General features: G+C 71.6%; 22 protein-coding genes, 1 pseudogene and 1 riboswitch. Of the genes and pseudogenes, 16 read left to right on the top strand and 7 right to left on the bottom strand.

The window, feature by feature from the left end:
- Positions 1–252 precede the first annotated feature (252 nt).
- The 3 genes from OC439_RS21985 to OC439_RS21975 all read left to right on the top strand — a co-directional run bounded on the left by OC439_RS21985 (position 253) and on the right by OC439_RS21975 (position 2,224).
- On the top strand, positions 253–1,098 hold the full coding sequence (locus OC439_RS21985; RefSeq protein WP_262015080.1) for a DUF6671 family protein: 846 nt from the start codon (positions 253–255) through the stop codon (positions 1,096–1,098).
- Positions 1,099–1,238: 140 nt separating this feature from the next.
- Complete coding sequence (locus OC439_RS21980; RefSeq protein ID WP_262015079.1) at positions 1,239–1,877, top strand: DUF2309 domain-containing protein; 639 nt, start codon at positions 1,239–1,241, stop codon at positions 1,875–1,877.
- Entirely contained in the window at positions 1,874–2,224 is a 351-nt protein-coding gene (locus OC439_RS21975; protein ID WP_030268168.1) for a DUF190 domain-containing protein, read from the top strand. Before OC439_RS21980 ends, OC439_RS21975 begins: the two co-directional genes overlap by 4 nt.
- 152 nt (positions 2,225–2,376) lie before the next feature.
- Here the strand turns inward: OC439_RS21975 and OC439_RS21970 are convergent, their stop codons facing one another.
- Positions 2,377–2,976: a TetR/AcrR family transcriptional regulator gene (locus OC439_RS21970; protein ID WP_262015078.1), complete on the bottom strand. Its 600-nt coding sequence runs from the start codon at positions 2,974–2,976 to the stop codon at positions 2,377–2,379.
- A gap of 129 nt (positions 2,977–3,105) precedes the next feature.
- Between OC439_RS21970 and OC439_RS21965 the strand changes: the two genes are divergently transcribed.
- From OC439_RS21965 to OC439_RS21955, 3 genes are all read left to right on the top strand, one after another.
- Complete coding sequence (locus OC439_RS21965) at positions 3,106–4,302, top strand: alkane 1-monooxygenase (RefSeq protein WP_262015077.1); 1,197 nt, start codon at positions 3,106–3,108, stop codon at positions 4,300–4,302.
- A 151-nt stretch (positions 4,303–4,453) separates the two neighbouring features.
- Complete coding sequence (locus tag OC439_RS21960) at positions 4,454–5,779, top strand: polysaccharide pyruvyl transferase family protein (protein WP_262015076.1); 1,326 nt, start codon at positions 4,454–4,456, stop codon at positions 5,777–5,779.
- A 254-nt stretch (positions 5,780–6,033) separates the two neighbouring features.
- Positions 6,034–7,737, top strand: a complete 1,704-nt coding sequence (locus OC439_RS21955) for a tetratricopeptide repeat protein (RefSeq protein ID WP_262015075.1) — start codon at positions 6,034–6,036, stop codon at positions 7,735–7,737.
- Positions 7,738–7,802: 65 nt separating this feature from the next.
- Here the strand turns inward: OC439_RS21955 and OC439_RS21950 are convergent, their stop codons facing one another.
- Positions 7,803–8,243 carry a hypothetical protein gene (locus OC439_RS21950; RefSeq protein WP_262015074.1) on the bottom strand — a complete coding sequence of 147 codons (441 nt, stop codon included), beginning with the start codon at positions 8,241–8,243 and terminating at the stop codon, positions 7,803–7,805.
- A gap of 166 nt (positions 8,244–8,409) precedes the next feature.
- Between OC439_RS21950 and OC439_RS21945 the strand changes: the two genes are divergently transcribed.
- The 3 genes from OC439_RS21945 to OC439_RS21935 all read left to right on the top strand — a co-directional run bounded on the left by OC439_RS21945 (position 8,410) and on the right by OC439_RS21935 (position 14,548).
- Positions 8,410–10,002, top strand: coding sequence for a beta-1,3-glucanase family protein (locus OC439_RS21945; protein ID WP_262015073.1), 1,593 nt, complete (start codon positions 8,410–8,412; stop codon positions 10,000–10,002).
- Positions 10,003–10,206: 204 nt separating this feature from the next.
- A riboswitch (cobalamin riboswitch) is annotated at positions 10,207–10,426 on the top strand.
- Between the two features lie 115 nt (positions 10,427–10,541).
- Complete coding sequence (gene metE, locus OC439_RS21940) at positions 10,542–12,791, top strand: 5-methyltetrahydropteroyltriglutamate--homocysteine S-methyltransferase (protein ID WP_262015072.1); 2,250 nt, start codon at positions 10,542–10,544, stop codon at positions 12,789–12,791.
- 122 nt (positions 12,792–12,913) lie between these two features.
- Complete coding sequence (locus OC439_RS21935) at positions 12,914–14,548, top strand: cellulose binding domain-containing protein (protein ID WP_262015071.1); 1,635 nt, start codon at positions 12,914–12,916, stop codon at positions 14,546–14,548.
- Between the two features lie 28 nt (positions 14,549–14,576).
- Here OC439_RS21935 and OC439_RS21930 read toward each other — a convergent pair whose 3' ends face one another.
- Entirely contained in the window at positions 14,577–15,935 is a 1,359-nt protein-coding gene (locus OC439_RS21930; protein WP_262015070.1) for an RICIN domain-containing protein, read from the bottom strand.
- On the opposite strand from OC439_RS21930, the gene OC439_RS21925 reads away from it, so the two are divergent.
- The 7 genes and pseudogenes from OC439_RS21925 to OC439_RS21895 all read left to right on the top strand — a co-directional run.
- Positions 15,934–16,083 carry a hypothetical protein gene (locus OC439_RS21925; protein WP_262015069.1) on the top strand — a complete coding sequence of 50 codons (150 nt, stop codon included), beginning with the start codon at positions 15,934–15,936 and terminating at the stop codon, positions 16,081–16,083. The genes OC439_RS21930 and OC439_RS21925 overlap by 2 nt on opposite strands.
- Positions 16,084–16,441: 358 nt before the next feature.
- Positions 16,442–17,464: a sigma-70 family RNA polymerase sigma factor gene (locus OC439_RS21920; RefSeq protein WP_410054945.1), complete on the top strand. Its 1,023-nt coding sequence runs from the start codon at positions 16,442–16,444 to the stop codon at positions 17,462–17,464.
- Positions 17,465–17,503: 39 nt separating this feature from the next.
- Positions 17,504–18,355: a nuclear transport factor 2 family protein gene (locus OC439_RS21915; protein ID WP_262015068.1), complete on the top strand. Its 852-nt coding sequence runs from the start codon at positions 17,504–17,506 to the stop codon at positions 18,353–18,355.
- A gap of 109 nt (positions 18,356–18,464) precedes the next feature.
- Positions 18,465–19,625, top strand: a complete 1,161-nt coding sequence (locus OC439_RS21910) for a PhoX family protein (protein ID WP_262015067.1) — start codon at positions 18,465–18,467, stop codon at positions 19,623–19,625.
- 208 nt (positions 19,626–19,833) lie between these two features.
- The gene (locus OC439_RS21905; RefSeq protein ID WP_262015066.1) at positions 19,834–20,064 is read left to right on the top strand and encodes a hypothetical protein; all 231 of its coding nucleotides are present in this window, start codon (positions 19,834–19,836) and stop codon (positions 20,062–20,064) included.
- A gap of 65 nt (positions 20,065–20,129) precedes the next feature.
- The gene (locus OC439_RS21900; RefSeq protein WP_184686617.1) at positions 20,130–20,300 is read left to right on the top strand and encodes a hypothetical protein; all 171 of its coding nucleotides are present in this window, start codon (positions 20,130–20,132) and stop codon (positions 20,298–20,300) included.
- Between the two features lie 97 nt (positions 20,301–20,397).
- Positions 20,398–20,822 (top strand): annotated as a pseudogene (locus OC439_RS21895) (hypothetical protein); the annotation flags it as partial.
- Between the two features lie 12 nt (positions 20,823–20,834).
- Here OC439_RS21895 and OC439_RS21890 read toward each other — a convergent pair.
- The 4 genes from OC439_RS21890 to OC439_RS21875 are packed head-to-tail and all read right to left on the bottom strand — an operon-like array spanning position 20,835 to position 26,802.
- Entirely contained in the window at positions 20,835–22,946 is a 2,112-nt protein-coding gene (locus tag OC439_RS21890; RefSeq protein WP_262015065.1) for an alpha-glucuronidase, read from the bottom strand.
- Positions 22,943–23,632: a hypothetical protein gene (locus tag OC439_RS21885; RefSeq protein WP_262015064.1), complete on the bottom strand. Its 690-nt coding sequence runs from the start codon at positions 23,630–23,632 to the stop codon at positions 22,943–22,945. Before OC439_RS21885 ends, OC439_RS21890 begins: the two co-directional genes overlap by 4 nt.
- On the bottom strand, positions 23,629–25,152 hold the full coding sequence (locus OC439_RS21880) for a GH39 family glycosyl hydrolase (RefSeq protein ID WP_262015063.1): 1,524 nt from the start codon (positions 25,150–25,152) through the stop codon (positions 23,629–23,631). Before OC439_RS21880 ends, OC439_RS21885 begins: the two co-directional genes overlap by 4 nt.
- A gap of 6 nt (positions 25,153–25,158) precedes the next feature.
- Positions 25,159–26,802, bottom strand: coding sequence for an extracellular solute-binding protein (locus OC439_RS21875; protein ID WP_262015062.1), 1,644 nt, complete (start codon positions 26,800–26,802; stop codon positions 25,159–25,161).
- Positions 26,803–26,815: the final 13 nt, after the last annotated feature.

Genomic DNA, 26,815 nt, shown 5'->3' with positions numbered 1-26,815 from the left:
CGGGGTCGGTGCCTGTACCGCAGTCCCGGTCGGCGCGGTCCCGGCCTCGGCGTCCCACCACCGCACCGGCGGCGGCCTGGTGCTCGTCGGCGGTGCGCTAGCCGACGACAACCGGGAGATCTACGAGGACGTCGTGCGGTTGGCCGGTGGCCCCGGCCGGGCCCGGATCGATGACACCACAGCCCGGGCGACCGCTCCGATGCGTAACCGAATTCCGGAATTCTACTTCCTGTCCCGGGTAGGATCGGTGGTGTGGAGGCGTCGCCGTTCCATGGCGTGGTGGCCTGCCTGGCCACCATGCACGGCAAACAGTGGGCGCTGCGTCCGCTGTTGCGCCGACGGCTCGGGATGAGCGTGCGGGTGGCGCCGGTGGACACCGACGCGCTCGGTACGTTCACCGGCGAGGTGCGGCGGGTCGGCTCGGCGCGGGAGACCGTGGTGCGCAAGGCCCGGCTCGGGATGGCCGCGACCGGGTCCGTGGTCGGGCTGGCCAGCGAAGGGGCGTTCGGCCCGCACCCGGCGGCTCCCTGGACTCCTGCCGACGTGGAGTACGTGGCGCTCGTCGACGACCGGTCGGGTCTGACCCTGGTGGAGAGCGCCCTGAGCGTCGAGACCAACCATGGCCAGGTGGTCACCGACGGTCGGGACCGCGGCGCCGTGCTCGCGTTCCTGCGCCGGGCCGGGTTCCCGCACCACGCGGTCGTCGTCCGGCCCGCGGCCGGGCCCGGTCGGCCGGTCAAGGGACTCTGCCGGCTCGCCGACGTCCTCGTCGCCGTCCGGCGGGCCGCCCTCGACTCCGCCGACGGAACCGCCGTGCTCGGCGCGGACCTACGGGCCCACGTCAATCCGACCCGGATGCGGGTCATCGCCGCCGCCGCCGACCGGTTGGCCCGGCGTCTCGCCACGCCCTGTCCCGCCTGTGCGGCGCCGGGATTCGGCCTGGTCGGCGCCGAGCCGGGACTGCCCTGCCGCGACTGCGGCACGCCCACCGCCCACGACGCGCGGCTGGTCTCGGGATGCGGCAGGTGCGCGTACCGCTCGCGCCGGCCCGTGGGCGGCGCCGCGGACCCCGGTGTGTGCCCGGTGTGCAACCCCTGACGAGGTCTCGCCCCACTCAGTGCGACCGCATCGACGCGTTGTTCGGTGGCCGCAGGCGGCAGGCCCGGCGGGCCGGCGGTGGCAGCACGGGCCGCACCTCGTTGAGGAGGCGGTCCGCGTCGTGCCAGATCATGCCGTGGATGCCGCAGCGGCCGGAGCGGACGGCCGGCCGGCCGGGCCCCCGCCACCTGCCCGGCCGCGCGTCGGACTGGGCCCAGGTGCGGCCGGAGTGGGCGTTGGCCGGCAACGCCGCGTTCATCGCCGCGCCGCGCGAGCTGACCGCCGGGCGCGACCTCGGCTGCCGCACGTTCCTGCACTCCTACGACTGGACCGCGGACCCGGACGCGGTCGCGCTGGAGACCATCATGACGGGCCCGCTCGTCGTGGCGTCCTGGATCAACCTCCAGTACTACTTCTCCACGGTGGATCCGCACCGTCTCGGCGCCGGCACCAAGACCGTGCACACCGTCCTCGGCGACGCGCTCGGCGTCCTCTCCGGATCCGGTGGCGATCTGCGTGCCGGGCTGCCGCTGCAGTCCGTCGACGACGGGACACGGCCGGCGCACGACCCGCTGCGGCTGCTCGCCGTGGTCCACGCCCCGCACCACCTCGTCGACACCGTGCTCGGCCGCAACCCGGCCCTGCGTCAGCTGATCGACGGCGGCTGGATGTCCCTGACCGTCATCGACCCCCGTACCGGCGAATGGAGTGACCCGGGCGGATCCCGGCGCACCACGCCGCTCCCGGCCCCTGACCCAGAGAAGGAGTACAGCGGATGAACGAGCTCGGACTGACGCGCATGGTCAAGGTGGAGGTGGTGACCCGCGCCGACGACGTCGACGCCGTCCGGACGCTGCTGCACGCCTCCGGTGTGAGCGGTTGGACCAGCCTCAGCGGGGTCTCCGGCTTCGGCCACCACGGCACCCACGAGGGCCGGCTGCTCTTCAACGACCGGGCCGGACTCGTCATGGTGATCGCCGTGCTGCCGCTCGAGCGGGCCGAGCCGGTCGTCGTCGGCCTGCGCGACATCCTGGCCCACCGGCCCGGCGTCATGTTCGTCAGTGAGGCATGGGTGAGCCGGCCCGAGTACTTCGGCGCCGATCGACCGGCGGGCCCGGTGACCTGAAGGAGGCGTGTCGCGTCCGGGCGGGGTGGCGACCGCCGGCCACCCCGCCCCGCCGTGGCGGCCGGACTCGGCCGAGGAGGCCCTCGGGCAGGTCCGGTCGTCCGCCGCTGTACGCACCCGGCCGCCGCCCGCATCCCAGCTGGTGCGCTCGTTCACGCGCGCGGCGGGTCCAGGAAGCGTTGCGCCAGGTCGGCCAGGGTGCCGGCGGTGTGGTCGACCGGCGCGGTCGGCAGCACGATGTGGCTGACGACCAGTCGTGCGAGGGATTCGGCGCCGACGGTGACATCATCGGGCGGCACCCGGGGCAGGTGCGTGTCCGCCCACTCCCTCAGCACCGTGACGGCGGCGGCCAGGGCCACGTCGGCGCGGGTGGTCAGGTAGGGGAGCAGGGCGTCGGTGCCTCGGGCACTGTTGAGGACGGCTTTGACCAGCGGATCGGTCCCGGCCTGCGTCAACACGAACGTGACCGCGGCATGGACGGCGGCTCGCACGTCGCTGCCGTGGGCGGACAACGCCTCCCGCACACCGTCCATGAACCGGTCGATCTCGCGGTGGGCGATGGCTTCGCCCAGTCCGGCCTTGTTGGTGAACTCGTTGTAGAGCGTCTGTCTGCTCACGCCCACGCGGGCCGCCACGTCGGCCATTCGTACCGCGTCCCAGCCGCTGTCGATCGCCAGGTCGCGGCCGGCCGTGATGACCGCGTCACGCAGGTGCCGGCGGGCGGTGTGGCGATAAGGCGGAGGGGCGGCCATGGTGCGCCGAGTCTATCGACTGGACACACACGCCTTCAGTGTCCACTGAATTGACGCAGCGACGGATATTGTCAAGCGCGGTTATCCGTGTGACAGTCGACGCAGCGCTCGACACTCCGGAGGCGGTACATGCAGACCTCGACCGATGCCCCAGCAGTCGCCGCCGGTTGGCGTGACGGCAAGAAGCACCTGTGGCCACTGGCTCTCCTCGTGCCGGTGCTGCCGTTTCTGGCGTACGCGTGGTGGAGGGCCGGCGCCGGACCCGCTGCCTGGTGGCTCACCCCGGCGGTGGTCTTCGGACTCATTCCGATCATCGACGTGCTGCTCGGTGACGACGGAGAGAACCCGCCCGACGACATCGCCCGGCGGTTGCAGGAGGTCCGTTACTACCGCTGGATCACGTTCCTGTTCCTGCCGGTGCAGTACGCCGCCCTGCTGCTCGGAGCATGGGTCTGGACGCGTGGCGGCCTCGGTGTCGCCGGCGCCGCCGGCCTGGTCGCCACCATCGGGATCGTCAACGGACTGGCCATCAACACCGCACACGAGCTCGGCCACAAGCGCGAGACGGTCGAGCGGTGGTTGTCGAAGATCGCGCTCGCGCCGACCGGGTACGGTCACTTCTACGTCGAGCACAACCGCGGACACCATGTCCGTGTCGCCACACCGGAGGACCCGGCCAGCGCCAGGCTGGGGGAGAGCTTCTACTCGTTCTGGCCACGTACGGTCTGGGGCAGCCTCATCTCGGCGTGGCGGCTGGAGACCGGCCGCTTCCGGCTGCGCCACAGGAGCCCGTGGACGCTGCGTAACAACCTGCTCAACGCCGGGCTCATGACCGTCGTACTCTTCGCCCTGCTGATCGCGGTGTTCGGGTGGCGGCTCGTGCCCTTCCTGTTCCTGCAGGCGATCGTCGGCTTCTCGCTGCTGGAAGCGGTCAACTATCTCGAGCACTACGGATTGTGCCGCCGGCGCACCGCCACCGGCCGCTTCGAGAAGGTCGACCCACGGCACAGCTGGAACAGTGACCGCGTCGTCACCAACGTGTTCCTCTTCCAGCTGCAACGCCACAGCGACCACCACGCCAACCCGCTGCGCCGCTACCAGACGCTGCGCAGCTTCGACGTCTCGCCGCGACTGCCCGGAGGCTACGCCTCGATGGTGTTGCTCGCTCTCGTCCCGCCGCTGTGGTACCGGGTGATGAACCCACGGGTTCTGGCGCACTACGGCGGCGACCTGAACCTCGCCAATCGCCACCCCCGCGCCGAGGCCCGGCTGCGTCGCCGCTACGGCCGGCCCGCCGCGGACACCACAGCGGTTCCCGCCGCCTGACCCGGCCCGGGACGTGTGGGGCTGACGGCACCTCTCTGTGTCAAGGCGTAGGATCTCTGTTCCTGCACGGAACGGGGCCGTGCCCGGCCGATCGCGCCGCTTCGGCCTCGCCGGGCGCCGCGGCGTCCGGGACGAAGGGTGGACACCCCGGATGCACCAGCGGATCCTGCTGCGAGCCCGCAAGGGCCCGTTCGACGTCGTCACCGCCGAGGAGACCTACGAGCGGGACTGGATCGGCAAGAACAGCGGCAACCTGGTCTTCAGCCACGCCGCGCACAAGCTGCTGGCCACCTCGACGGCGGAGATCACCCCGTCGCGGTTCCGGGCGGACCCGCGCGATGCCGACGAGATCAACGAGAAGTACGACGTCTTCGTGATCCCGCTGGCGAACGCGTTCCGCCACGACTACGCGAACCGGTTGACGTCGATGGCCCGGCTGATCGAGCGGCTCAAGATCCCGGTGGTGGTGCTCGGGGTCGGGGCGCAGACCGACGTGGACGGCGGCCTGGAGTCCCTGCGCCCGATCGACGAGCCGGTGAAGGCGTTCTGCCGGGCGGTGCTGGACCGGTCGCACAGCATCGGCGTACGCGGCGAGATCAGCGAGAACTACCTGCGTGCGCTGGGCTTCTCCGCCGTCGAGCAGATCGGCTGCCCGTCGATGTTCCTGCACGGCGACAGCCTGCGGGTCGAGAAGGCGAAGGCGGCCCTGAGCACCCAGGACCGGCTCGCGTTCGTCATCTCGCCGTACGTCCGCGCGTTGGCCCCGCTCGTCCGCCACCACCACCAGCGCTACCCGAACCTGCGCTACATCGCGCAGGGCCTGTACACCCTGGGCACCCTGCTCTACGGCGACGCACCGAACTTGCGCGGCAAGACCGACGACATGCCGATCCACACCTCACATCCGCTCTTCGTCGAGGACAAGGTGCGGATGTTCATGGACCCGTGGCCCTGGATGGAGTATCTCTCCGGATTCGACTTCGCCTTCGGCACCCGGATCCACGGCACCATCACGGCGCTGATCTCCGGCACTCCCGGGTATCTCCTCGCACACGACTCGCGCACCCTGGAACTGGCCCGCTACTTCGACATCCCGCACCGGTTGATGCGCGACGTGCCGGCCGACGTCGACGCCGCCCAGCTCTACGAGGAAGCCGACTACACGGCCCTGAACGAGGGCCACAAGGAGCGGTTCGCGCGGATCACCGCGTTCCTCGCCAGGCACGATCTCGGCCTGTCGTTCGCCGACGGGGACAGCGCCACCCGCTTCGACGAGCAGGTCCGCCGAACCGTCTACCCGCCGGCGGTCCGGCCGGCCTCCGCCTACACCGCCGAGGAACTGCTTGCGCGCATGCAGTGGCTGCGGGACGAGAACCAGGCGCTGCAGCAGAAGCTCAAGGCACGCCGCGCGCAGCCATTGCGCGACCAGGTCAAGCAGGCGGTGGGCGGCCGGGTCCGCCGGATGCTGTCGCGCTGACCGTCGTACGCCTGCGCAGGCTTCGCCGGCCGCGAATCGCGAGAACCCTTCTTATTCCCATCGACCGGCATTACGCTCTGGGCCAGCCCTGAGGTGCATCACATCGGAGGTTCCTATGAGGACGATGACCATCCGTCGCACGACTGCACTCCGTCTGGTGTCCGGCGCACGCCGGCTGTGGATCGAGTGGTGCTGGTAACTGCCGGCCCGGCGGGCGCTCCCGGGCGCCCGCCCCTGCGGCGCCGGGCCCTGCGGTGACGGACGGCGCGGAGCGCTACGACTGCCACCGCGACCACGGACCGTACGCCGGGGTCTCGGCCTTCCTCGGTCGCGTCGCCGCCGACCGGCCCCGCCTGGCGGCCCGGCACGCGGTCGAACTGCACGCGATCGTTCCCCGGCTCGATCCGGCGGCCCGGCCGGCCGCCGAGGAGGAGCCGATCCGCTTCCACCCGGCCCGTCGTACCGCCTGTCTGGCCTACGGCGCGGCGGAGCTGGTGGCAGCCTGGGCCGGCACGCTCCGGCGGCCCGTGACCGTCCGGTTCGATCACGTCGCCAGCGCCGACGAGACGACAGCCGAACTGCTGGGCGCGCTGGCCCGCCGGCTCGGGCCTTCCCCGGTGCGCCTCGACCTGCGCGACGACGGTGCCCCCGACCCGGCGCCCGACGAGCGCACCCCGCAGGCGTTGCGGCGGGCCTTGGGCGACAGCCTGGCCAGCGGCTACTACCACCACGCGGCCCGGGTCGCCCGGCGCGGGCGGGCGGCGGTCACCCCCGACGGCGACCTGCGGCACTGGTGGGCGTTCACCACCGGCCTGGCCACCGCCCTGGCGGCCCTGAACCGGGCCGCCGAGGCGCTCGACCTCTACGACGAGGCGCGGGCCGCCACCGACGATCCGAAGATCACGATGTCGGCGGCGTACGCCACCGCCATGCTGCACGCCCGGCACCTACCGGCGGCCGACCAGGACCCGGCGCTGGCCCGGCAGTGGCTGGAGCGGGCACTGTACCTCGCCACCGAGCTGGCCGACCCACGCCAGCGGCTGTTGTCGACGGTCTTTTACGAGCAGGGCCTGGCGCTGCTGGACAGCCGGGCCGGCCGTCCCGACCGGGCGCTGCGGCTCGTGGACGACGGGCTGGCCCGGCTGACGGCCGCGCTCGGTCCCGGTGAACGCCCGCAGGACCTGGCCCGGCTGCGCCACAACCGGGCGCAGGTGTACCTCGCGCTGGGCGACCCGGCGCGGGCGCTGGCCGACCTGGACACCGTGATCGCCCACGACCCCGGCAACTGCGAGTACTACGTGGACCGCGCCGCCCTCTACCGGGCGGCGGGCCGGACCCGAGCCGCGATCAGGGACTACGACGCCGCCATCCGGCTGGGACCGCACCTGCCCGAGGCGTACTACAACCGGGCCGCGCTCCAGCAGGAGCGGGGCCGCCCCGAGCGGGCGCGCGCCGACCTGGAGCGGGTGCTCGCCATCGAACCGGGGCACCTCGACGCCCGGATCGCCCTGGTCAACCTGCACGTGGAGCGCGGCGCGCTGGACGCCGCCGAGGCGGGCGCGCGGGCCGGGCTGGCCGGCGCTCCGCAGGAGCCCGCGCTGCTGTGCACCCTGGGCCTGGTCCTCGCCGAGCGTGGCCGGGCCGCCGAGGCCGACGAACTGCTCACCCGGGCCCTGAGCGGGGACCCCGAGCTGGTGGAGGCGTGGACGAACCGGGCCGCCGCCCGGTTCGAGCGCGGCGACGTGGCCGCCGCGCTCGCCGACCTGGACCGGGCGGTGGCGCTGTCGGAGGCTCCCGTGCCGCGCTACAACCGGGGTACGGCCCTGGCCCGGCTGGGCCGGTGGGACGAGGCGGCCCGCGACTTCGCCCAGGCGCTCGCCCAGCCCGGCCTGGACCGGACCCTACGGCGGGATCTGCGGGCGGAACTCGCCCGGTGCCGCCGGGCGCTGGCCGTCTGACCCGGCCCGGCCGGGGAGCCGGCGCTCGTCGTGCGCCGGCCCCGGTCCGGGGGAGGGGAGTGGGCTCAGCAGCCCTGGCGGCGGCTGTAGATCTGGTGGCGCTGACCGGCCCATCCGATGTAGCCGACCGCCTCGACGCAGTAGTTCGCCGTGCCGGTGACGGCGACCGGGCCGGCGTAATAGCTGAAGTCACCGGAATTGGTGTCCGCGCCGCCCGACCGGGTGCAGTGCGCGCCCTCGCCCGACCGCTCCGCGCAGCGGTAGATCTGCACGAAGGTGGGCGCCGACTTCCCGTACGCCGCGCCGCGGTGGTAGAAGCAGGCGCTGTTGGTGCCGCCGTTGCTGCTGTTGTAGTAGATCACCAGTTCACCGAGCCCGGACGACTGCACCTGGCTGTAGGTGATGGTTCCCGAGCAGGAGCCGGCCGCGTGGGCGGCGGGAGCACCGACAGTCAGGCCGGCCGCGACGGTCACCAGCGCGGTCAGCGCCGAAAGCATGCGTCTCATGAACTACCCAATCCACAGTCGACTGTTCCGGAGTGGATCTTAATCAACCGGTGACCTTCACGGTGGCCCCGATCCATCGGCAACCACCTATTGACAAACAATATTGACAATTGGACCCTGCTGAGAGAGCGCTCTCCCGTCCCCCTGTCTCCAGCGAGGTGTCGCCATGCGTCTCCGAAGAAGGCTGCTCGCCGCCGCGTCCGTCCTGCTCGCCGGGCTCACCGGCGCCGTCGTCGCCACGCCCGCCCAGGCGGTCGGACCGGCGTTGCTACCGGTCACCGTCACCAACACCACCGGCCGCAGCGACCCGGTCTACCTCTACGTCATCGGCGTCCAGCTGTCCTCCGGCCGGCTCGGCTACGTCACCTCCGGCGGTGCCTTCGTGCCGTGGACCGGCGGGCAGATCCCGCCGTCGCCCGCGCCGGACGTCTCCATACCGGGCCCCGGCAACGGCGGCAGCACCACGATCCAGTTCCCCCGCGGCTTCTCCGGCCGGGCCTACTTCTCCCTCGGGCAGAAGCTGACGTTCTTCCTCACCCCGGACGGACTGGTGCAGCCCGCGCCCTGGGCGGCCGGTGACGCGAACCGCGACATCCTGTTCGACTGGAGCGAGTTCACCTACAACGACTCCGGGCTGTGGCTCAACAGCTCCCAGGTCGACATGTTCGCCATCCCGCACGCGGTCACCGTGACCGGCGCCAACGGCGTCACCAAGCGCACCGGCGACGTGGTGGCCAACGGACGCAACGCGGTCATCGACGGGATCCGGGCGCAGCCGGGCTGGGCCGGCACCGTCCACACCCGCTCCGACGGGACCGTGCTGCGCGTCCTGGCTCCGGGCAAGGCGGCCGGGGCCGGCCTGCTCAGCGCCACGTACCTGGACTCGTACATCGCGTCCGCGTGGAACGCGTACACCACGAAGACCCTGACCGTGGCGCCCTTCGCCGACCAGCCGGCCATCCGGTACTACGGCCGTACCTCGGGCAACACCATGACCTTCACCAACGGCAGCGGCCAGGTCGTCGCCTCCTTCAACCGGCCCTCCTCGGCCAGCGTCTGGGGCTGCGACGGCGACCTGCCCGCGCCGAACGACCAGGTGGTCGGCCCGATCTCGCGTACGCTCTGCGCCGCCCTCAACCGCGGCACACTCGGCACCATCGACACCCAGCCCAGCACGAACGCCGCCGACTTCTACCGCAGCAACCCCACCAACCAGTACGCCCGACTGATCCACGCCAACATGACCGACGGCCGGGCGTACGCGTTCGCCTTCGACGACGTCGGCGGATTCGAGTCGCTGGTGCACGACGGCGACCCCCGTTCGGCCGGACTGATCCTCAGCCCGTTCACCGGCGGTGGCGGCGGCACCCCGGCCACCGGGGTGCCAGTGGTCAGCAACTGGAACAACAAGTGCATCGACGTGCCGAGCTCCAACTTCGTCGACCGCGCGCCGCTGCAGATGTGGAACTGCAACAACACCAACGCGCAGAAGTGGACGTTCAGCGGCACGGCGCTCAAGAGCCAGAACAACAAGTGCATGGACATCGACGCCGGGTCCACCGCGAACGGGGCGACGGTGCAGCTCTACACCTGCAACGGCACCGGCGCGCAGCAGTTCACCCTGAACGCGGCCGGAGACCTGGTCAACCTCCAGGCTGGCAAGTGCGTCGACATCAAGGACTGGAACGGCAACGACGGCGCGAGGCTCCAGCTCTGGGACTGCGGGGGCACGGCCAACCAGAAGTGGCGCAAGGGCTGACCGGCCCTGCGACGGGGGCGGGGGCCGACCGCGAGTCGCTCCCGCCACCCGCCAGCGCGACGGACGACGCGCGTCAAGCACCGGGCGAGCCGGCGGAGGCCGTTGTCCCAACGGGACGCCGGCCTCCGCGACCGGGCTTGGGCCCCGCGACGGCTCGCCGTCCCGCAGGACGGACGCGCCGACCACGTCGGCTCACCGCCCCATACGATAGACAACGGTGCTGGTTCGCCGCGCCCGTGACGGGTGTGGCGTCGTAAGAGGGAACCCGGTGTGAGTCCGGGACTGCCCCGCAGCGGTGAGTGGGAACGACAGCCGTCATCGAAGCACTGGACCGTGAGGTCTGGGAAGCGACGGCCAGTAGGTGACCGGGTGGATCCGGTCGCGCCCGCGAGTCCGAAGACCTGCCCGCACCGCGCGCACCGTCCGGTGTGCGCCGCCGACGGTCGCTCGGGACGGCCGGTGCGGAAGCCGGTACGCCGCCTGTACCCCTTCCCTCCCCGCCCCGATCGGCCTCGTGTGCTTCGAGGGAAGGGATCTCCATGAGTACCGCATTCGGTCAGAGCACCGTGCTGGGCTATCCGCGTATCGGGGGCAACCGGCAACTCAAGAAGGCCGTCGAGGCCTACTGGGCGGGCCGGATCGACGCCGAGGAGTTGGCGGCGACCTCTGCCGCGCTACGGGCGAAGGTCTGGCGGACGCTGCGCGACGCGCGCCTGGACGCGATCCCGTCCAACACGTTCTCCTACTATGACCACGTGCTGGACACGGCCGTCGCCGTCGGCGCGATCCCGCACCGGTTCGCCCGTCTCGGCCTCGGCGATCTCGGCACCTACTTCGCCATGGCCCGGGGCGTCGATGCCGAGCCGGCGCTCGAACTGACGAAGTGGTTCGACACCAACTACCACTATCTGGTTCCCGAGATCGGCTCCGACACCGCCTTCGCGGCGAATCCCGACAAGGCGCTGCGCGAGTACCGTGAGGCCCGCGAGCTGGGAATCGACAGCCGGCCGGTGCTGGTCGGGCCGGCCACATTCCTGCTGCTGGCCAAGCCCACCGAGGCGCGCGGCGAACCGTTCGACCGGTTGACCGACCTGGTCGACGTGTACGCCGACATCCTGCGATCCCTCGCCGCGGCGGGCGTGCGATGGGTGCAGCTGGATGAACCCGCCTACGTCGCCGACCGGAGCGCCGCCGAGATCGACGCGCTGCGGGAGGCGTACACCCGGCTCGGCGCGGTGGAACAGCGGCCGGCGATCTTCGTCGCCACCTATTTCGGCGAGCTCGGTGACGCGCTGCCCGCCCTGCTCGACACGCCGGTCGAAGCGGTCGGCGTGGATCTGGTGGCCGGGCCCGGCAACCTGCGGCGGCTGGCCGGTGCGGGACCGCTGCGCGGCAAGACGATCGTGGCCGGCCTCGTCGACGGCCGCAACGTCTGGCGTACCGACCTGCGCGCCGCCGTGGCGGCTGGTGCCGCCGTCACCGCCCTCGCCGACCACGTCGCCGTGTCCACCTCGTGCTCGCTGCTGCACGTGCCGGAGGACCTGTCCGCCGAGGCCGCTCTCGACCCGGCGTTGGTTCAGCGGCTCGCCTTCGCCCGGCAGAAGGTCGATGAGGTCGTTCGGCTCGGCCGCGCGCTGCGCAACGGCACCACGTCCCTGCCCGAGCCGCTGCCGCCCACCCCCGCCGCATGGCGCGACGACACCGTACGCGGCCGGCTCGCCGCACTGCGCGCCACAGATCGGCAGCGCGGCGCGTACCCGGAGCGAGCGGCGGCACAGCAGGCCCGGCTGAATCTGCCGCCCTTGCCGACCACGACCATCGGATCGTTCCCGCAGACCGAGGAGCTGCGCCGCGCGCGTGCCGAGCATCGAGCCGGCCGCCTCGACGACACCGCCTACACCCGGCGTATGCGCGCCGAGGTCGAGCACGTCGTCCGGCTTCAGGAGCGGCTGGGTCTGGACGTGCTCGTGCACGGCGAGCCGGAACGAAACGACATGGTCCAGTACTTCGGCGAGCAGCTGGACGGGTTCGCCGCCACCGAACACGGCTGGGTCCAGTCCTACGGCTCCCGATACGTGCGTCCGCCCGTCATCTACGGCGACGTGGCACGCAGGGCGCCGATGACCGTCAACTGGTCCACCTACGCGCAGTCGCTGACCGACCGGCCGGTCAAGGGCATGCTCACCGGCCCGGTCACGATCCTGGCCTGGTCGTTCGTCCGCAGCGACCAGCCACTGGCAGACACCGCGGACCAGGTCGCGCTCGCGCTGCGCGACGAGTGCCGTGATCTCGAGGCAGCCGGTGTCCGGGTCATCCAGGTCGACGAGCCGGCGCTGCGTGAGACGCTGCCACTGCGCAGGGCGGACCAGAAGGCGTACCTGGACTGGGCAGTCGGGGCGTTCCGCCTGGCCACCTGCGGAGTCGCCGACGACACCCAGATCCACACCCACCTGTGCTACTCGGAGTTCGGGGAGGTGATCACGTCCATCGACGCCCTCGACGCCGACGTCACAAGCATCGAGGCATCCCGCTCCCGGATGGAGGTCCTCGACGACCTCGCCGCGATCGGATACCGCCGGGGTGTGGGGCCCGGCGTCTGGGACATCCACTCACCCCGGGTGCCGTCCCACGACGAGGTCGTCGGCGCGCTGCGCCGGGCCGTGGCCGCGGTGCCGGCCGAGCGGCTGTGGGTGAACCCCGACTGCGGCCTCAAGACGCGCGGCTATCCCGAGGTCGAGGCGTCCCTCCAGCACCTGGTCGCCGCCGCGGTCGAGCTGCGCGGACGCTGAGTCGGCGGGCCGGGCGGAACGCCGCGCCGTTCCGCCCGGCCCGGACCCGGTTCAGCCCTTGACAGACCGTGCCCCGAGCGCCGAGGCTGCATGAAGTGATGTGTGTCGATGTGCGGGGGGGCATGATGCGACGCAGGATCTTCGCGCTGGCTACAGCCGCCGCGGTCGTCGTCGGCGGGGCCACGACGATGGTGCTGCGGCCGGCCTACGCCGCGACGGCATGCACGGTGGACTACACGATCACCCGGGAGTGGTCCAGCGGCTTCTGGGCCGAGCTCACCGTCACCAACCTGGGCTCTCCCGTCACCGACTGGTGGCTGCGGTTCCGGCAGGCGGGCGGTCAAACGATCACCATGGGCCTCGATCGGCTGCCGGACGGATACACGCTCGGCAGTGGCGAGATGTACCCGATGACCACGCTCCGTCCGCCGGCAGGCTCCACGCTGCCGACCGGCGCCTCGGTGACTGTGCGGTTCGGCGGCAACTACCAGGGTGCCGACCCCGAACCGACCGACTGGGTGTTGAACGGCCAGTCGTGCGACGCGGACGTCGCCGACCCGACCGGCTCGTCGCCGCCGCCGGCCTCGGGGAGCCCGCGGCCCAGCCCACTGCCGGGCGGGCCGTCGGTGGCGCTCACCTCGCCCCTGCCCAACGACTTCTTCGCCGCGCCGGGCGTCATCCCGATCCGTGCGGAGGCCGCGGCGGCGCCCGGCCGGCGAATCGAGCGGGTCGAGTTCCGCGAGCGCGGCACGCTGCTCGCCGTGGACACCACCGCGCCGTACGCGTTCGACTGGCGTGGCGTGCCGCCGAACAGCGGCACCCGGCTCACCGCCACCGCCTACGACAGCAGCGGCGCCCAGGCCACCGCCGAGGTCCGCGGCATCCGGGTACTCCCGCCGCAGGCACCCGGCGCCGCACCCGCGCTGAAGGCGTTCGGCAACCGCATCCTCACCGTCACCGCGGATCCGAGGCCGTACCGGCCACGCGGAATCATCCGGTCGGCCGCGCCCGGCGAGTGCGCATGGGGACCGATCCGCTGGGACGGCCCGGTCGACGACGCGTCAGTGGGCGCGCTGCGGGCCCGCGGCGTCAACGCGGTGCGGGTCGTGCTGAGCGACGCCTGCTACGTCTACACCGGCAGCCCCACGGACAGGCAGAACCGGGTCGGCTACCTCGACGAGGCGGCCCGGTACGTCGACCGGCTCGTCCGGGCCGGCATCACACCCGTCGTGTCGCTGCGCCAGAGCGACATCCTCGTCACCCGCTCCTTCTGGAACGCGGCGGCGGAGGTGTTCGGCGACGACAACGCGGTGGTCTTCGACGCCTCGCCGTACGACTTCCCGGCGGCCGGCGGAACCGACCCCGCGGCGGTCTGGACCTGCTGGCGCGACGGCGGCCCCGCGTGCCTGGGCACCGGCCTGCCGGCCTTCGGCGTGCAGGAGCAGATCCGCCTGCTTCGCGTCCACGGCTCGTTCAACCTGGTCCTCGCCGCCGGGATCGACGGCGGCAACGACCTGCGGCGGTGGCTGGAATACCGCCCGGCCGACCCGGACGGCCGCAGCGTGGCCGCCGCCTGGCGCGTCGACGACCGCTCGGCCTGCGCCACGCCGGCCTGCTGGCAGTCTACCCTGCTCCCGGTAGCCGCCCAGGTACCGCTGATCGCCACCGACGTCAGCGCCGGCCCGGGAGCGCCGACGTTCGTGCCGCGGACGGTCACCTGGCTCGATCGGCACGGCATCGGCCACCTGCGCCGGTGACCGGCCTCATCGGCAGTCGGTGAGCTGGTCAGACCGTCGTACGCGACCACTGCTGGTTGGCGCCGGTGTTGCACGTGTACTGCTTGAGGACCACACCGTCAGCTGTCGATGCGGCCGGTACGTCCACGCACTTGCCGCTGTGCCGTGCCCGGAGCTGGAAGTAGCTGCCGCCTGTGACCATCTGGAACTGCTGGTTGGTGCCGCTGCCACAGGTGTACTGGATCAGTTCGGCGCCGTCGGCGGTGGACGCGCTCACCACGTCGAGGCACTTCCCGCTGTTGCGGGAGATGAGTCGCCAGTAGCCGCTGCCGGCGTCCTGGAACTGCCACTGCTGCCACGCATTGCCGTTGTACGTGTACTGGCCGACGCGCGCGCCGTTGTCGGTGTTCGGTTGCTGGACGTCCATGGCCTTGCCGCTGTGTCGCACGGTGATCCGGTAGAACGTGCCAGTCGGCGGGGGCGTCGTGGGGCCACCCCCGATGGTGTCGCCCCACGCGTACCGGATCTGGTCGGCGCCGGAGTTGTTGCGGACGGTCAGGTTGAGGTCGGTGCCGCTACCGCTGAGCGAGTACATCGAGTACCAGTCGTAGCCGATGGTGCCGGGCTTGCCGCCGAGCGCGGGCCAGTAGGTGCCGCCCATCCGGTTATCGCGCATGACCTGGGCCATGGCGCGGATGTGGCGCACGAAGTTGTCGGTGCTGTTCGCGTCGGCGTAGTTGCGGCCGTCGTTCATGGGGGCGCCGAACTCGGTGGCGACCGCCCGCGACGCGCAGTTGCCGAGGCGGGTCTGGATGTGGCTCCGGAAGGCGTCGTAGGTCATCTCGCCGTAGAAGAAGGCGTAGTGGTGGAACGACAGCAGCGTCGAGGCGAACCGTGTGTCGTTGCAGATGTCCCGCAGGTCCTGACTGAACCCGGTGCCCCCGATGAGCACCCGGCTGGGCACCGCCGAGTAGTGGTAGCTGAGCCAGTCGGCCGCGACGTTGCGCCACTCCGTCGAGCTGTAACCGTGCGGCTCGTTCATCGGCTCGAAGTAGACGTTGGGGTTCGAGCCGTACGTGTTTGTCACAGTGGACCACATCGTGTTCCACGCGGCGAGGTTCGTGATCCTGCCGCCGGAGGCGGCACCGTCCTCCCAGTAGGCGAGGATGACCTTGAACCCGCGGGCGGTGGCGGCGTCGATGGCGCCTCGGTAGGCCTCCCACCACGCCGTCCCTACCGTGTGGGTGTTGATGGGCAGCCGGACGGTGTTGACCCCCATGGTGGAGGCCATGTCGTCATAGAGGGCGTTGGCCTTGGCCCGCACCGTCGCGTTGCTGTCGGAGGAGCTCAGGCCCTGCACGACGAGGGGACCGGTGCTGAAGTTGTCACCCAGCACGGCCCAGTTCATGCCTCGGAACTGGTTCGTGGCGGCGATGGCCGGCGACGAGATGACGACGCCGCCGGCCATTGCCGTCGTCGCGGCCACCAGCGCGATCAGCAGCCGGCGAAACGACCGGGCGCTCCGCGACCACCTGGTCCGCGTCAAGAAGTGGTGAGTCACCGATCTGGCCTCTCTGGGTTCGGACATCAGGCTGATCGTTAGCGCTAACATCGCTGAATCGCACTCAAGCCAGGACTTCGCGGTCTTGGCGTCGTCGACGTTGCAATCCGGGCAGCTCCGGCGCGTAATGGTGAGGCGGGCGGATGTGCTCTGGTTGTGACGTGCGTGTTGCGGACAAGTGTTAGCGGTCTCATCTGGAGAGTCAAGGCATCGACCAAGGTCGTTCAATCGGGCACCGGCCCACCGGCCTCCGCCGGGGGCAGAGAACAGGCACGCAGGACGGTGCCCGGCACTAGATTGAGGCGGTGAGCCGGGGCGAACCATCGGTGGAGGCCGGTCCGTCGGGCGAGGACCTGACGGCAACGCTGCTGGCTGCGGCGCGTGCGGGCGACGGCGCGGCCTTCAGTCGTCTGGTCGCGCCGCTGCGGGACGAGCTGCGTGCGCACTGCTACCGGATGCTCGGTTCCTTCCACGACGCGGAGGACGCGGTCCAGGACACCATGGACCGGGCGTGGCGGGCTGTCGACCGGTTCGAGGGGCATTCGATCCGGCCATGGCTCTACCGGATCGCCACCAACCGGGCGCTGTCTCTCCTCCACTCGCGCGGGCGGCGTGAACTGCCCACCGATTTCACCGCCCAGGGCGTGCCCCGGGCCGAGGTGAGCTGGCTCGAACCGTACCCGGACCGCCTCGCGGCCCCGTCCGTTCAGCCGGACCCGGAGGCCCACGTGATCGCGAGGGAGGCCATGGAACTCGCGTTCGTCGCCGCGTTGCAGCATCTGCCACCGCGACAACGTGCCGTTCTGCTGCTGCGCGACGTTCTCGGGTACTCCGCCGAGGAGACCGCCGCGATGCTGGTCTCCACCGTCGCCGCGGTCAACAGCGCGATGCAGCGCGCCCGCCGGATCGTCGCCGGGCTGACGCCGCCGGACAGTCAGCAGCGGATCCTCGCCGACCTGGGCGACGCGGGGCAGCGGGAGGTGGCCAGGCGGTACGCCGAGGCGTGGGAGTCCGGCGACGTCGAGACGATCGTGGCGATGCTGACGGAGGACGCGCGGTACTCGATGCCGCCGCTGACCATCTGGTACGAGGGCCATGCGCAGATCCGCGGTTTCCTGGCTGAGGTGACCGCGGGGCGAAGGTGGCGGTTCCGGCCGGCGAGCGCCAACGGGCAGCTCGCTTTCGGGACGTACCTGTGGGACGACTCGGCTGCCGCCTACCTGCCGGCGGGGCTGGACCTGCTCGTGCTGCGGGGGCGCCGGGTGGCCGAGGTCGTCTCGTTCCTCGACGCGCGCCTGCCCGCCTTCGACCTGCCGGATCGGCTGCCGGAAAGTTCGCGCGGACGCGATGAGTTCGCGGTCCGGTCGGGGTTGTAGTCCTGACGGGTTTCACCAGCCACGAAGGGCAGAGCCGACATGCCGAGCAACGAAGAACAGATCCGCGCCCTGGTCGAGCGCTGGGCCGCCGCGGTTCACGACGGGAACCTCGCCGGCGTCCTGGCCGACCATGCCGAGGACCTGGTGATGTTCGACGTGCCGCCGCCGTACGAGGGCGTACGCGGGCTGGACGCCTACCGGGAGATCTGGCCGCCCTTCTTCAGGTGGCAGGCACAGGGCGCGTCGTTCGAGGTCGAGTCGCTGGACGTCGTCGCAGGCGAGGACGTGGCCTTCGCGTACGCGCTCGTGCGCTGCGGCACGGCGGCCGACTTCGCCGCACGTCCGGCGAACCGCCTGCGGGTGACGTTCGGCCTGCGGAGGCGGGAGGGCCGGTGGGTCGTCACCCACGAACACCACTCCTTCCCGCTCGCCGATCCCGCCGCCGAGGCGGCTCCGGACGCGGCCGTCGCCGAGGCGGAGGTACGCGGGCTCCACCGGCGCTGGTTCGACGGCACCGCGGCCAAGGATCTCGGTGCCCTGATGGAGGCCGTCGCCGACGACGTGGTCTCGTACGAGCACGACCAGCCGCTGCGACACGTCGGCGTGAACGCGGTCCGCGAGATCTGCGCGGCGGGCCTGGCGGCGTCGGGTGACGGATCAGTCGCCTGGGACGTGCCCGACCTGACGATCGTGGTCGACGGCGACCTCGCCGTCGCGTGGGGCCTCAACCACGTCTCGGTACGCCCGAGCGGTGGTCCGTCGATCGAGAGCTGGTCCCGGGGCACCCGGGTCTTCCAGCGACGCGACGGGGCCTGGCTGATGACCCACCAGCACCTCTCCTACCCGTACGACCCCTCGACCGGGACGGCGCGGACGGATCTGCGCCCGTAGCGGCGCGAGCACGACGTCGCACACCGAATCGTCCATCGACGTTCATCCAACAGATCGGCGCGCGTAAGCTCCGCACGGTCGGATCTGGGGAACCTACCGAGGAGGTTCCATGGATCGTCGAACGATGTTGCGGGCCACTGTTGTCGGTGCGGGCGCTGTCGCCCTGCCGTTCACGGCATGGTCGGCCGCGTACGGAGCCCCGGCGCAGAACGCGGCGGGGCCCTACGGTGGGCTCCAGCCCGCCGACGCCAACGGCATCCAGTTGCCGGTCGGCTTCACCAGCTCGATCGTCGCGCGATCCCGTCGGACGGTGCCGGGAACGTCGTACACCTGGCACGACGCTCCGGACGGTGGCGCCGTGTTCCCGAACGGCACCGGCTGGATCTACGTGTCGAACTCGGAGGTGTCAGCCGGGGCGGGCGGCGGTGCCTCACGCCTCGTCTTCGACTCCAGCGGTGCCGTGATCGGGGCGTCGCGGATCCTCGCCGGCACCGACAACAACTGCGCCGGCGGGAAGACACCGTGGAACACCTGGCTCTCCTGCGAGGAGGTGTCCCTGGGCCGGGTCTTCGAGACGTACCCTCTCGGCGGGACCGCCGTGGCGCGTCCCGCGATGGGCCGGTTCAAGCACGAGGCGGCCGCGGCCGACCCGGTCCGCAGGGTCGTCTACCTGACCGAGGACGAGACCGACGGCAAGTTCTACCGGTTCGTGCCGGCCACCTGGGGCGACCTGTCCGCCGGAGCCCTCCAGGTCTTCCGCGCCGGTACGGCGACCTCCGGCACGTTCACCTGGGCCACGGTGCCCGATCCGGACGGCTCGCCCACCCCGACCCGGCAGCAGGTGTCCGGCGCGAAGACGTTCAACGGCGGCGAGGGCTGTCACTACGCGGACGACACCGTCTGGTTCACCACGAAGGGCGACAACCGCGTCTGGCAGGTCAACCTGGCTGCCGGCACGTACGAGCTCGCCTACGACGACAACCTGGTCAGTCCGGGCACCGCTCAGCTGACCGGGGTCGACAACATCACCGGGTCCACTGCAGGTGACCTGTACGTCGCCGAGGACGGCGGCAACATGGAGATCTGCATGATCACGCCCGACGACAAGATCTCCGTCTTCCTGCGGATCACCGGGCAGAGCGGTTCGGAGATCACCGGGCCGGCGTTCACCCCGGCGGGGGACCGGCTGTACTTCTCCTCGCAGCGCGGCACGACCGGCTCGTCGTCCGGCGGCATCACCTACTGCGTCACCGGGCCGTTCCGCCGATGACCGGCTCCCGGCCGCGGCCGGCCACCACGGGGCCGGCGTACGGCTGGGTCGGCGCTCCGGTCAGCGCCCCGCGCCACCGGCGGCCGAGGTCGTTCGAGCCGTTCTTTCCACTGTCCTACGGGACAGCCGCGCTGGCCAACGTCCCGGGGACCTCGTCCTTCTGGGGGAGCGGCACCGTGTCCGCGGGCTGTGGCGAGGTCATGATCCAATGAAGCACATGATTCTCCAGCGCATCGCGGCCGGTCTCCTGTTGCTGATCGGGCTGCTGGCGATGGCGGCCACCCACACCTTCCCGTTCCTCGACGATCTCTCCGAACTGGCCGAGACGGCGGTCGCGATCGGGGGCGCGGCGTGCCTGCTGGTAGGGGTCTGGCTGTGGTGGCGCAAGCCGGCGGACCGGTCGTCCGCGCCGTCGACCGGCGACGGTGGGAGCCCGTGACGGAGGCGGCAGAGGGCCGGCGCGCTCGGCGGGCGGTCCCGGCTCAGGCGTCGGATACTGAGCCGATGACCAACCCCGACCTCGATCCCGAGCTGTACCCGCCGATCGACCCCCGTGAGGACGTGCCGGACGACCCCGGCGAACTCCTCCCGGACACGCCCGGCGAACTGCCCGAGGCGCCGGTCGAGCCGATGCCCGACGACGGGGAGCCCGGGGGCGTACCCGAACCGGCCTGACCGGCCGGCGCCGGGACACCCAGGAAATTGACGACGATGGATAATTCTGTGGTGACCGGCGCGCGGACCGCAGGGGAGACCGGATGAGAATCGTCGGCTGCTGATCGGGCGCGGCCCGGCCCGGATCGAGGACACCTGGCAGTACCTCTACCAGGGGTCGTACTGGCGGCGCGGGCCGGTCACGATGAGCGCCGTCGCCGCCGTGGACACCGCGCTGTGGGACATCAAGGGCAAGGTCGCCGGGCTGCCGGTCTACCAGCTGCTCGGCGGCCGGTCCCGCGAGGGCGTGACAGTTTACGGGCACGCGAACGGCGAGACGGTCGACGAGGTTACATGCGGCACACCGAGCAGACGGACGAGGTGTTCCCGCACGGCTACCACTACGACGGCGGGTACCTGCATCCGGCCGAGACTCCGGGGGTCGGGGTGGACATCGACGAGCAGGCCGCGGCCCGCTACCCGTACGCGCCGGCCTGCCTGCCGGTGAACCGGCTGGCGGACGGCACCGTGCACCCCTGGTGAGCGCGCGCCGGTTCAGTTGATGCGGCGACCGTGCGCGTCCGGCACCCCGGACTTGCGGAAGAAGTAGGTGTTGATCTGGTCCCGCCACTCGACGGCGCTGCGGAACTGTTCTTCGAGGCGCTCGGCCACCCGGTCGTGGACGGCCCGGTCGACCACTCCGGCGAGGAGCCGCCACCGTTCCCGCATCGCCGACACCTCCTCGACCCCGGCGAAGTGCGTGTCGTAGATGTGCTGGATCACGGTACGGCCGCTGTGCAGCACGTGCCGGTACGGGACGTGATGGAAGAACAGCAGCAGCTCGTCGGGGCAGCGCTCGCGTGACTCGTACACCTCCGACCACGGCGGCGGGTACTGGCCGGTGAAGCCGGTCCCGGTCGCCCGGGTCCGGTCCACCCCGACGCCGTCGCGGTCGGCGAAGTGGTAGGTGCCCCACGCGGTGTACTCGTAGCCGTCCACGTCCGGGCCGTAGTGGTGGCCGGGCCGCACCATGAAGCCGACGCCGAGCGGGGCGGTGTAGCGCTCGTAGGTGCGCCAGGAATCGTCCATGATCGCGTGCATCGTCCGCCGTACCGCTTCCGGGTCGCCGGTGGTGACCGGCAGCCAGGTCAGGTCGATCCACTCGTCGAGGATCGCGCCGGGATCCAGCAGCGGGTCCCAGGCGAGCCGGCCGAAGGCGTACAGGTTCGCCTGGGCCAGCGGGTGCCCGGTCCAGAACGGGTCGTCGCCCACGTTGGACACGGCGACCAGGCCGCCGCCGGTGCCCGCCCGGCCGGCCGCGATGTCGGCGATCGTGCCGCCGGGCTCGCCCCGGGGCCGGAACCGCAGCACCTCGCTCCACCAGGGTGCGAGGTAGCAGACGTGCCGCTGCTGGCCGGTGTACTCCTGCGTCGCCTGCACCTCCACCGCCAGCCGGGTCGCAGGCATCGCGGCGAGCACCGGGGAGACCGGTTCGCGTGTCTGGAAGTCGATCGGGCCGAACTTCACCTGGAGGATCACGTTGTCGGCGAACCGTCCGTCCAGCGGCGCGAAGTGGTCGTGGGCGGCTCGGGCCCGGTCGGTCGACCGGTCCCGCCAGTCCTGGTGGTGGTCGTAGACGAATGCCCGCCAGCGCACCACGCCGCCGTGCGGGGCGAGTGCCTCGGCGAGCAGGTTCGCGCCGTCGGCGTGGTCGCGCCCGTACGCGAACGGGCCGGGCCGGCCCTCGGAGTCGGCCTTCACCAGATAGCCGCCGAAGTCGGGGATCCGCCGGTAGACCTGCCGGGTGACGGCGGCCCACCAGGCCCGTACCCGCTCGTCCAGCGGATCGGCGGTGGGCAGGCCGCCGAGGACCACCGGGGCGGCGAAGGTCACCGACAGGTGCACCCGGATGCCGTACGGGCGCAGCACCTCGGCGGTCTCCGCGATGTCGCCGAGCCGGTCGGTCAGCAGTAGTGCCTCGGTGTCGTGCACGTTGACGTTGTTCACGCAGATCGCGTTGACGCCGCAGGCGGCGAGCAGGCGGGCGTAGTCGCGGAGCCGGTCGGTCTCGCGCCGGGCGGCGCCGTCGCGCCAGAACAGGGAGCCGCCGGCGTAGCCCCGCTCGACCTGGCCCGACACCGGGTGTACGGCCACGTTGTCCCAGTGGTCGAGCATCCGCCGGTCCAGTGCCGGTCGGTGCCGCCGCGCCGGGAGGTCGTCGTCGAAGGCCGCCGCGCCGAGCCGGACCACGTGGAACATCCCGTAGAGCAGGCCGGCCGGCGCGTCGGCCAGGACCACTGTCACGCCGTCCACCCGCGTCAGCAGGTATCCCTCGTCGCCGAGGGAGCCGTCGCCGGTGCCGTTCACCGCCGGTGTCGCGCCGAGCCGGGCCGTCTCGGCTGCCGCGTTCGGCACCGGGCCGGCCCCGCGCAGGGCCAGCACCAGGTCGGCGTCGACCTGCCACGGTGGACCGTGCCAGAGCCGTCCGCCGTACCGGCCGCAGGCCCGGCTCACCTCGTCGAGGACGGTGTCGACCAGGGGTCCGTCGCCGTGCACCAGCACGCCGCGGGAGCCGAGTTCGCGGAACGCCGCTGGCGGGAGCCAGGCGGCGTGCCAGGCGGACTCGCCGGCGTCGGCGGACGCCCGGCCGGTGACCGGAACGCTCATGCGGTGAACTCCGCCCGGATCTCGTCGATCATGGGGTTGCCGATCCGCAGCAGTGCCAGCACCAGGAGCGCGGCGAGCAGGGCGAGTACCGCCTCGGAGAACACCGCGGTGACGCAGGCGGCGGCGGCCAGCAGCGCGACGTTGCCGACTGTGACGCCGGGCTTGCGTGCCACGTAGTAGAGGGCGAGCCGGAGCACGTCGCGGGTGCGGAAGGTGAACAGGGAGACGATCACCAGTGCGTTGACCCCGACCAGGATCACCCCCGCCCCGACCACCACCAGCGGCACGGCCCACCAGCCGGGGACGGCGGCGGCGGGCAGGTTCGCCAGGTTGACAGCGATGACTGCGAGCCACAGCAGCGTCGGCGCCCAGACGCGCAGCACGCCCGGCAGGTTGGTCCGGTAGGCCCGGCGGAACGTGGCGGCGGGACGGAGATCGGTCAGGTCGGGGCGCTGGTGCCGCAGCGTGTGCAGCGCGGCCGAGACGGCCGGACCGAGTGGCAGCGCGGCGGCGGCGACCAGCGGGAGGTTGCTGCTGTCGCGGTCGAGCAGCACGAGCACGGCCAGGCCGGGCAGGACGCTCACCAGGAGCAGCAGTTCCACCACGAGCAGGGTGTGAACCGTCGCGGCGGCCCGCGACAACGGCCCGTCGCCGAACTCCCGCAGCCCGCCGGTCGCGCCGGTCACTGTCGGTCCCCGGGCGGGTCGAGCAGGCTGTCGTCCCACCACGGCGGGGTCTCGTCCACCACCGGCGTCAGTTCGGCGAGGGTCACCTCGTGCCGGGTGAGGACGAGGTCGAGGTCGGCCCGCCCGGCCGCGACCGGCAGGGCGCGATGGGTACGGGCCGGCTCGGCGGCCTCCCGCAACGCGTCGAGCTGCCGGGGCCGTGGCGAGTGCGGGCTGCCCATCTCCCGCCAGGCCGCCCAGACGTTGCCGGCGTCCTCGCCCACCGACGAGCGGAGCAGGAACGCCGACACGGTGCCCGGCGGGCCGATCGGAACCGACAGCGACAGGGTGTGCCGCTCGGGTGCCGGTTCCCGGCCGGTGACGTCGACAGGGGCCCAGGCCAGCACCGCGACCCGGCCGTCGGGGTGCCGGGTGACGAGGTGGTCCGGTCCGCGTGCGAGCACCTCGTCGCCGAGCCGGGCCATGAACGCGTACAGGTGGTAGGTGGGTTTCTTGATCTGCCGGTGGGTGAGCAGGCCGAAGCCGCCGTGCAGCGGCGCGGTCGGCACCCCCTCCTCCTCGAACACGTCGCTGAAGGTCCAGTAGGAGAAGGAGTCGACCAGGTCCCCGCCGCCGGCCAGCACCGGGGCGAGGTAGGCGGCGTGGAAGGCCGTGTCGTGGATCGGGTTGTCCGGCCGGTAGGAGGAGTTGAACTCGGTGATGTGCACCGGGAGGTCGGCCAGCGCGGTGCCGGCCAGGTGCCGGCGGGGCGCGGCGAACTGTTCCAGCAGGTCCGCGGCCGGGGCGAGGGTCTGCCGGGTGCCGAATGGCAGGTGCCGGGCCGGGCCGGAGGTGTAGGCGTGCCGGCTGACGAAGTCGACAGGCACGTCACGGTCGGTGACGAACTCGGCGAACGGCTTCAGCCACTCGTCGGCGCCGGGGGAGAGGGCCGGGCCGCCGACCTGCAGCGCCGCGTCGACGTCCTTGACGGCGTGCGCCGACACCTCGTACAGGCGGTGGTAGGCGTCCTGGTCGGCGCCGGACCAGAACGCCGTCAGGTTGGGCTCGTTCCACACCTCGACGGGCCAGCCGCGCACCTCGTCGAGGCCGTACCTGTCGACCAGGTGGGCCACCGTGGCGCGGACCAGGTCACCCCATTCGGTGTACGACCGGGGAGGTGTCACGTTGCCCCGCCACCAGAACACCGTCTGGTCGCCGGAGGCGAGTGCCGAGGGCATGAACCCCAGCTCCACGAAGGGCCGGATGCCCATCGCGAGGTAGGCGTCGACGACCTGGTCGACGTAGGTGAAGGCGTGCCGCACCCGGCGTTCGCCCTGGTAGTCGTAGGGGCGGTGCACGCCGACGCCGTCGCTGAGCAGCCCGTGCCCGCGGATGTGCCGGAAGCCGATGTCCCGCTGCACCAGCGCCAGCGAGTCCTGATAGTCGCGTCGCAGGGCCAGGTCGAACCGGCCGGTGCCCACGCAGGTACGCCAGGCGTCGGTCAGCCGGCCGACGGGCCGCTCGGGGACGGTGCCGCGCATCGCCGGTCAGCCGTGGCTCTTGCGGTACCGCTCGTACGCCTTGTTGACCAGGTCGATGTAGGCCTGCGCGTTCTTGCCCTTCAGCTCCGAGACGTAGGCGTCCCACTCGCTCAGCGGCCGCTGGCCGAGGGCGAACTTCAGCGTGTTCTGCGTGACGTGGTCCTTCAGCGCGGTCGCCCACAGCGTCGTCTGCTCGCGCTCCTCGTCGCTGAGCGGCGCGGGCGGCGGAGTCACCCAGGGCGCGGCCTTGCGGGCGTTCATCTCCTTCTGGAACTCCAGTTCCTCGGGCGAGAAGAACGACTGCACCAGGTCGAGCTTGCCGCCGTAGGCGAAGACGCCGTTGTAGAAGCCGAAGTCCTTCTGCAGATGCTTGCTGCCCTTGGGGTTGAGCCCGATGACGTTGACGTCCGGGGCGAGGCTGCGCTTGCCCGAGGCGTCCTTGGTGTACGTGGTGCCCTCGACGCCCCACTTGGCGAACTCCTGGCCGGCGTCGGAGTACCAGAGCCAGTCGACGAACTGCATCATGGCCACGAAGTTCTTGCCGTCGCGGGCCTTGCTGGAGATCATCACGCCGTTCTCCAGCCGGCTCGCCGCGTTGACCGGGCCGGCCGGCCCGATCGGGAAGAGGATCTTGCCGAGCCGGGCGTTCGGGTTGATCTTCGCGATGTCCGGGCGGTAGTCGTTCACCAGGGTCTGCGCGTTCGAGCTGATCACGAAGGACTTGCCGCTGGCGAGCTTCTGCCGGGCCTGGTCGTCGGTCTGGGTGAACGTCTCCGGGTCGAGCAACCCCTCGGCGACCAGCTTGTGGAGATACTCCACCACCTGCCGGTAGCCGTCCGAGGCGCCGGTGAAGACGTACTTCCCGGCACCGGCGTCCCAGCTCGTCGGCTGGTAGTTCCAGCCGGCGCCCGGCAGGCCGTGCGCCAGGGCGAGCATGTTCAGCAGGTTGCCGGCCGGGTTGGGCTTGCCGAACCGGTCGGAGAACGGGATGACGTCCGGGTGGGCCGCCTTCATCGCCTTGAGCATGGCGTACACCTCGTCCCAGGTGGTCGGGGACAGGATCTTCAACTGCTCCAGCACGTCGGTGCGGACCGCGAGGGTGTAGTCCTGCCAGGGCTTCTCGTGCAGCCCGGGCAGCAGGTAGAACTTGCCGTCCTCCTGCCGGAGCGTGTCCATCTCCGGCTGGAGCTTCCACCGCTCGATCTTGTCCTTGAAGTTCGGCATCAGGTCGAGGTAGTCGCTGACCGGCAGGATGGCGCCGGAGGAGACGTACGAGTTCTCCTGCGGGTGGTAGGTCTTCGGGATGATCATCGGGGCGTCGCCGGAGCCGACCAGCACGCTGCGCTTCTGCTCGTAGTCGCTCAGCGGCACGGCGACCGGGTCCAGCTTGACGTTCGTCCGCCCGGCCAGCTCGGTCCAGAACAGCCACTCCGGCTTGAGCGGGTAGTTCGGGTGGTTGTTGTAGAGGATCGAGAACGTGACCGGCTCGGTGGCCTTGAACTGGTCACCGATGCCGTACTTCTCCATCGCGCCCGCACGGTTGCGGTCGAGGTCCTTCTTGTCCGGGGTGTCGTCGCCGCAACCCGCCAGGGCGACGACGGCGGCCGCGCCGCTGGCGAGCAGTACCTGGCGCCGGGACAGCTGGGCCATGGATTCTTCCTTC

This window comes from Micromonospora sp. Mcm103, from assembly GCF_024519755.1.
Taxonomy (GTDB): Bacteria; Actinomycetota; Actinomycetes; order Mycobacteriales; family Micromonosporaceae; genus Micromonospora; species Micromonospora aurantiaca.
The sequence above is the reverse complement of the archived record's forward strand: the minus strand, read 5'-3'. Positions and strand labels throughout refer to the sequence as shown.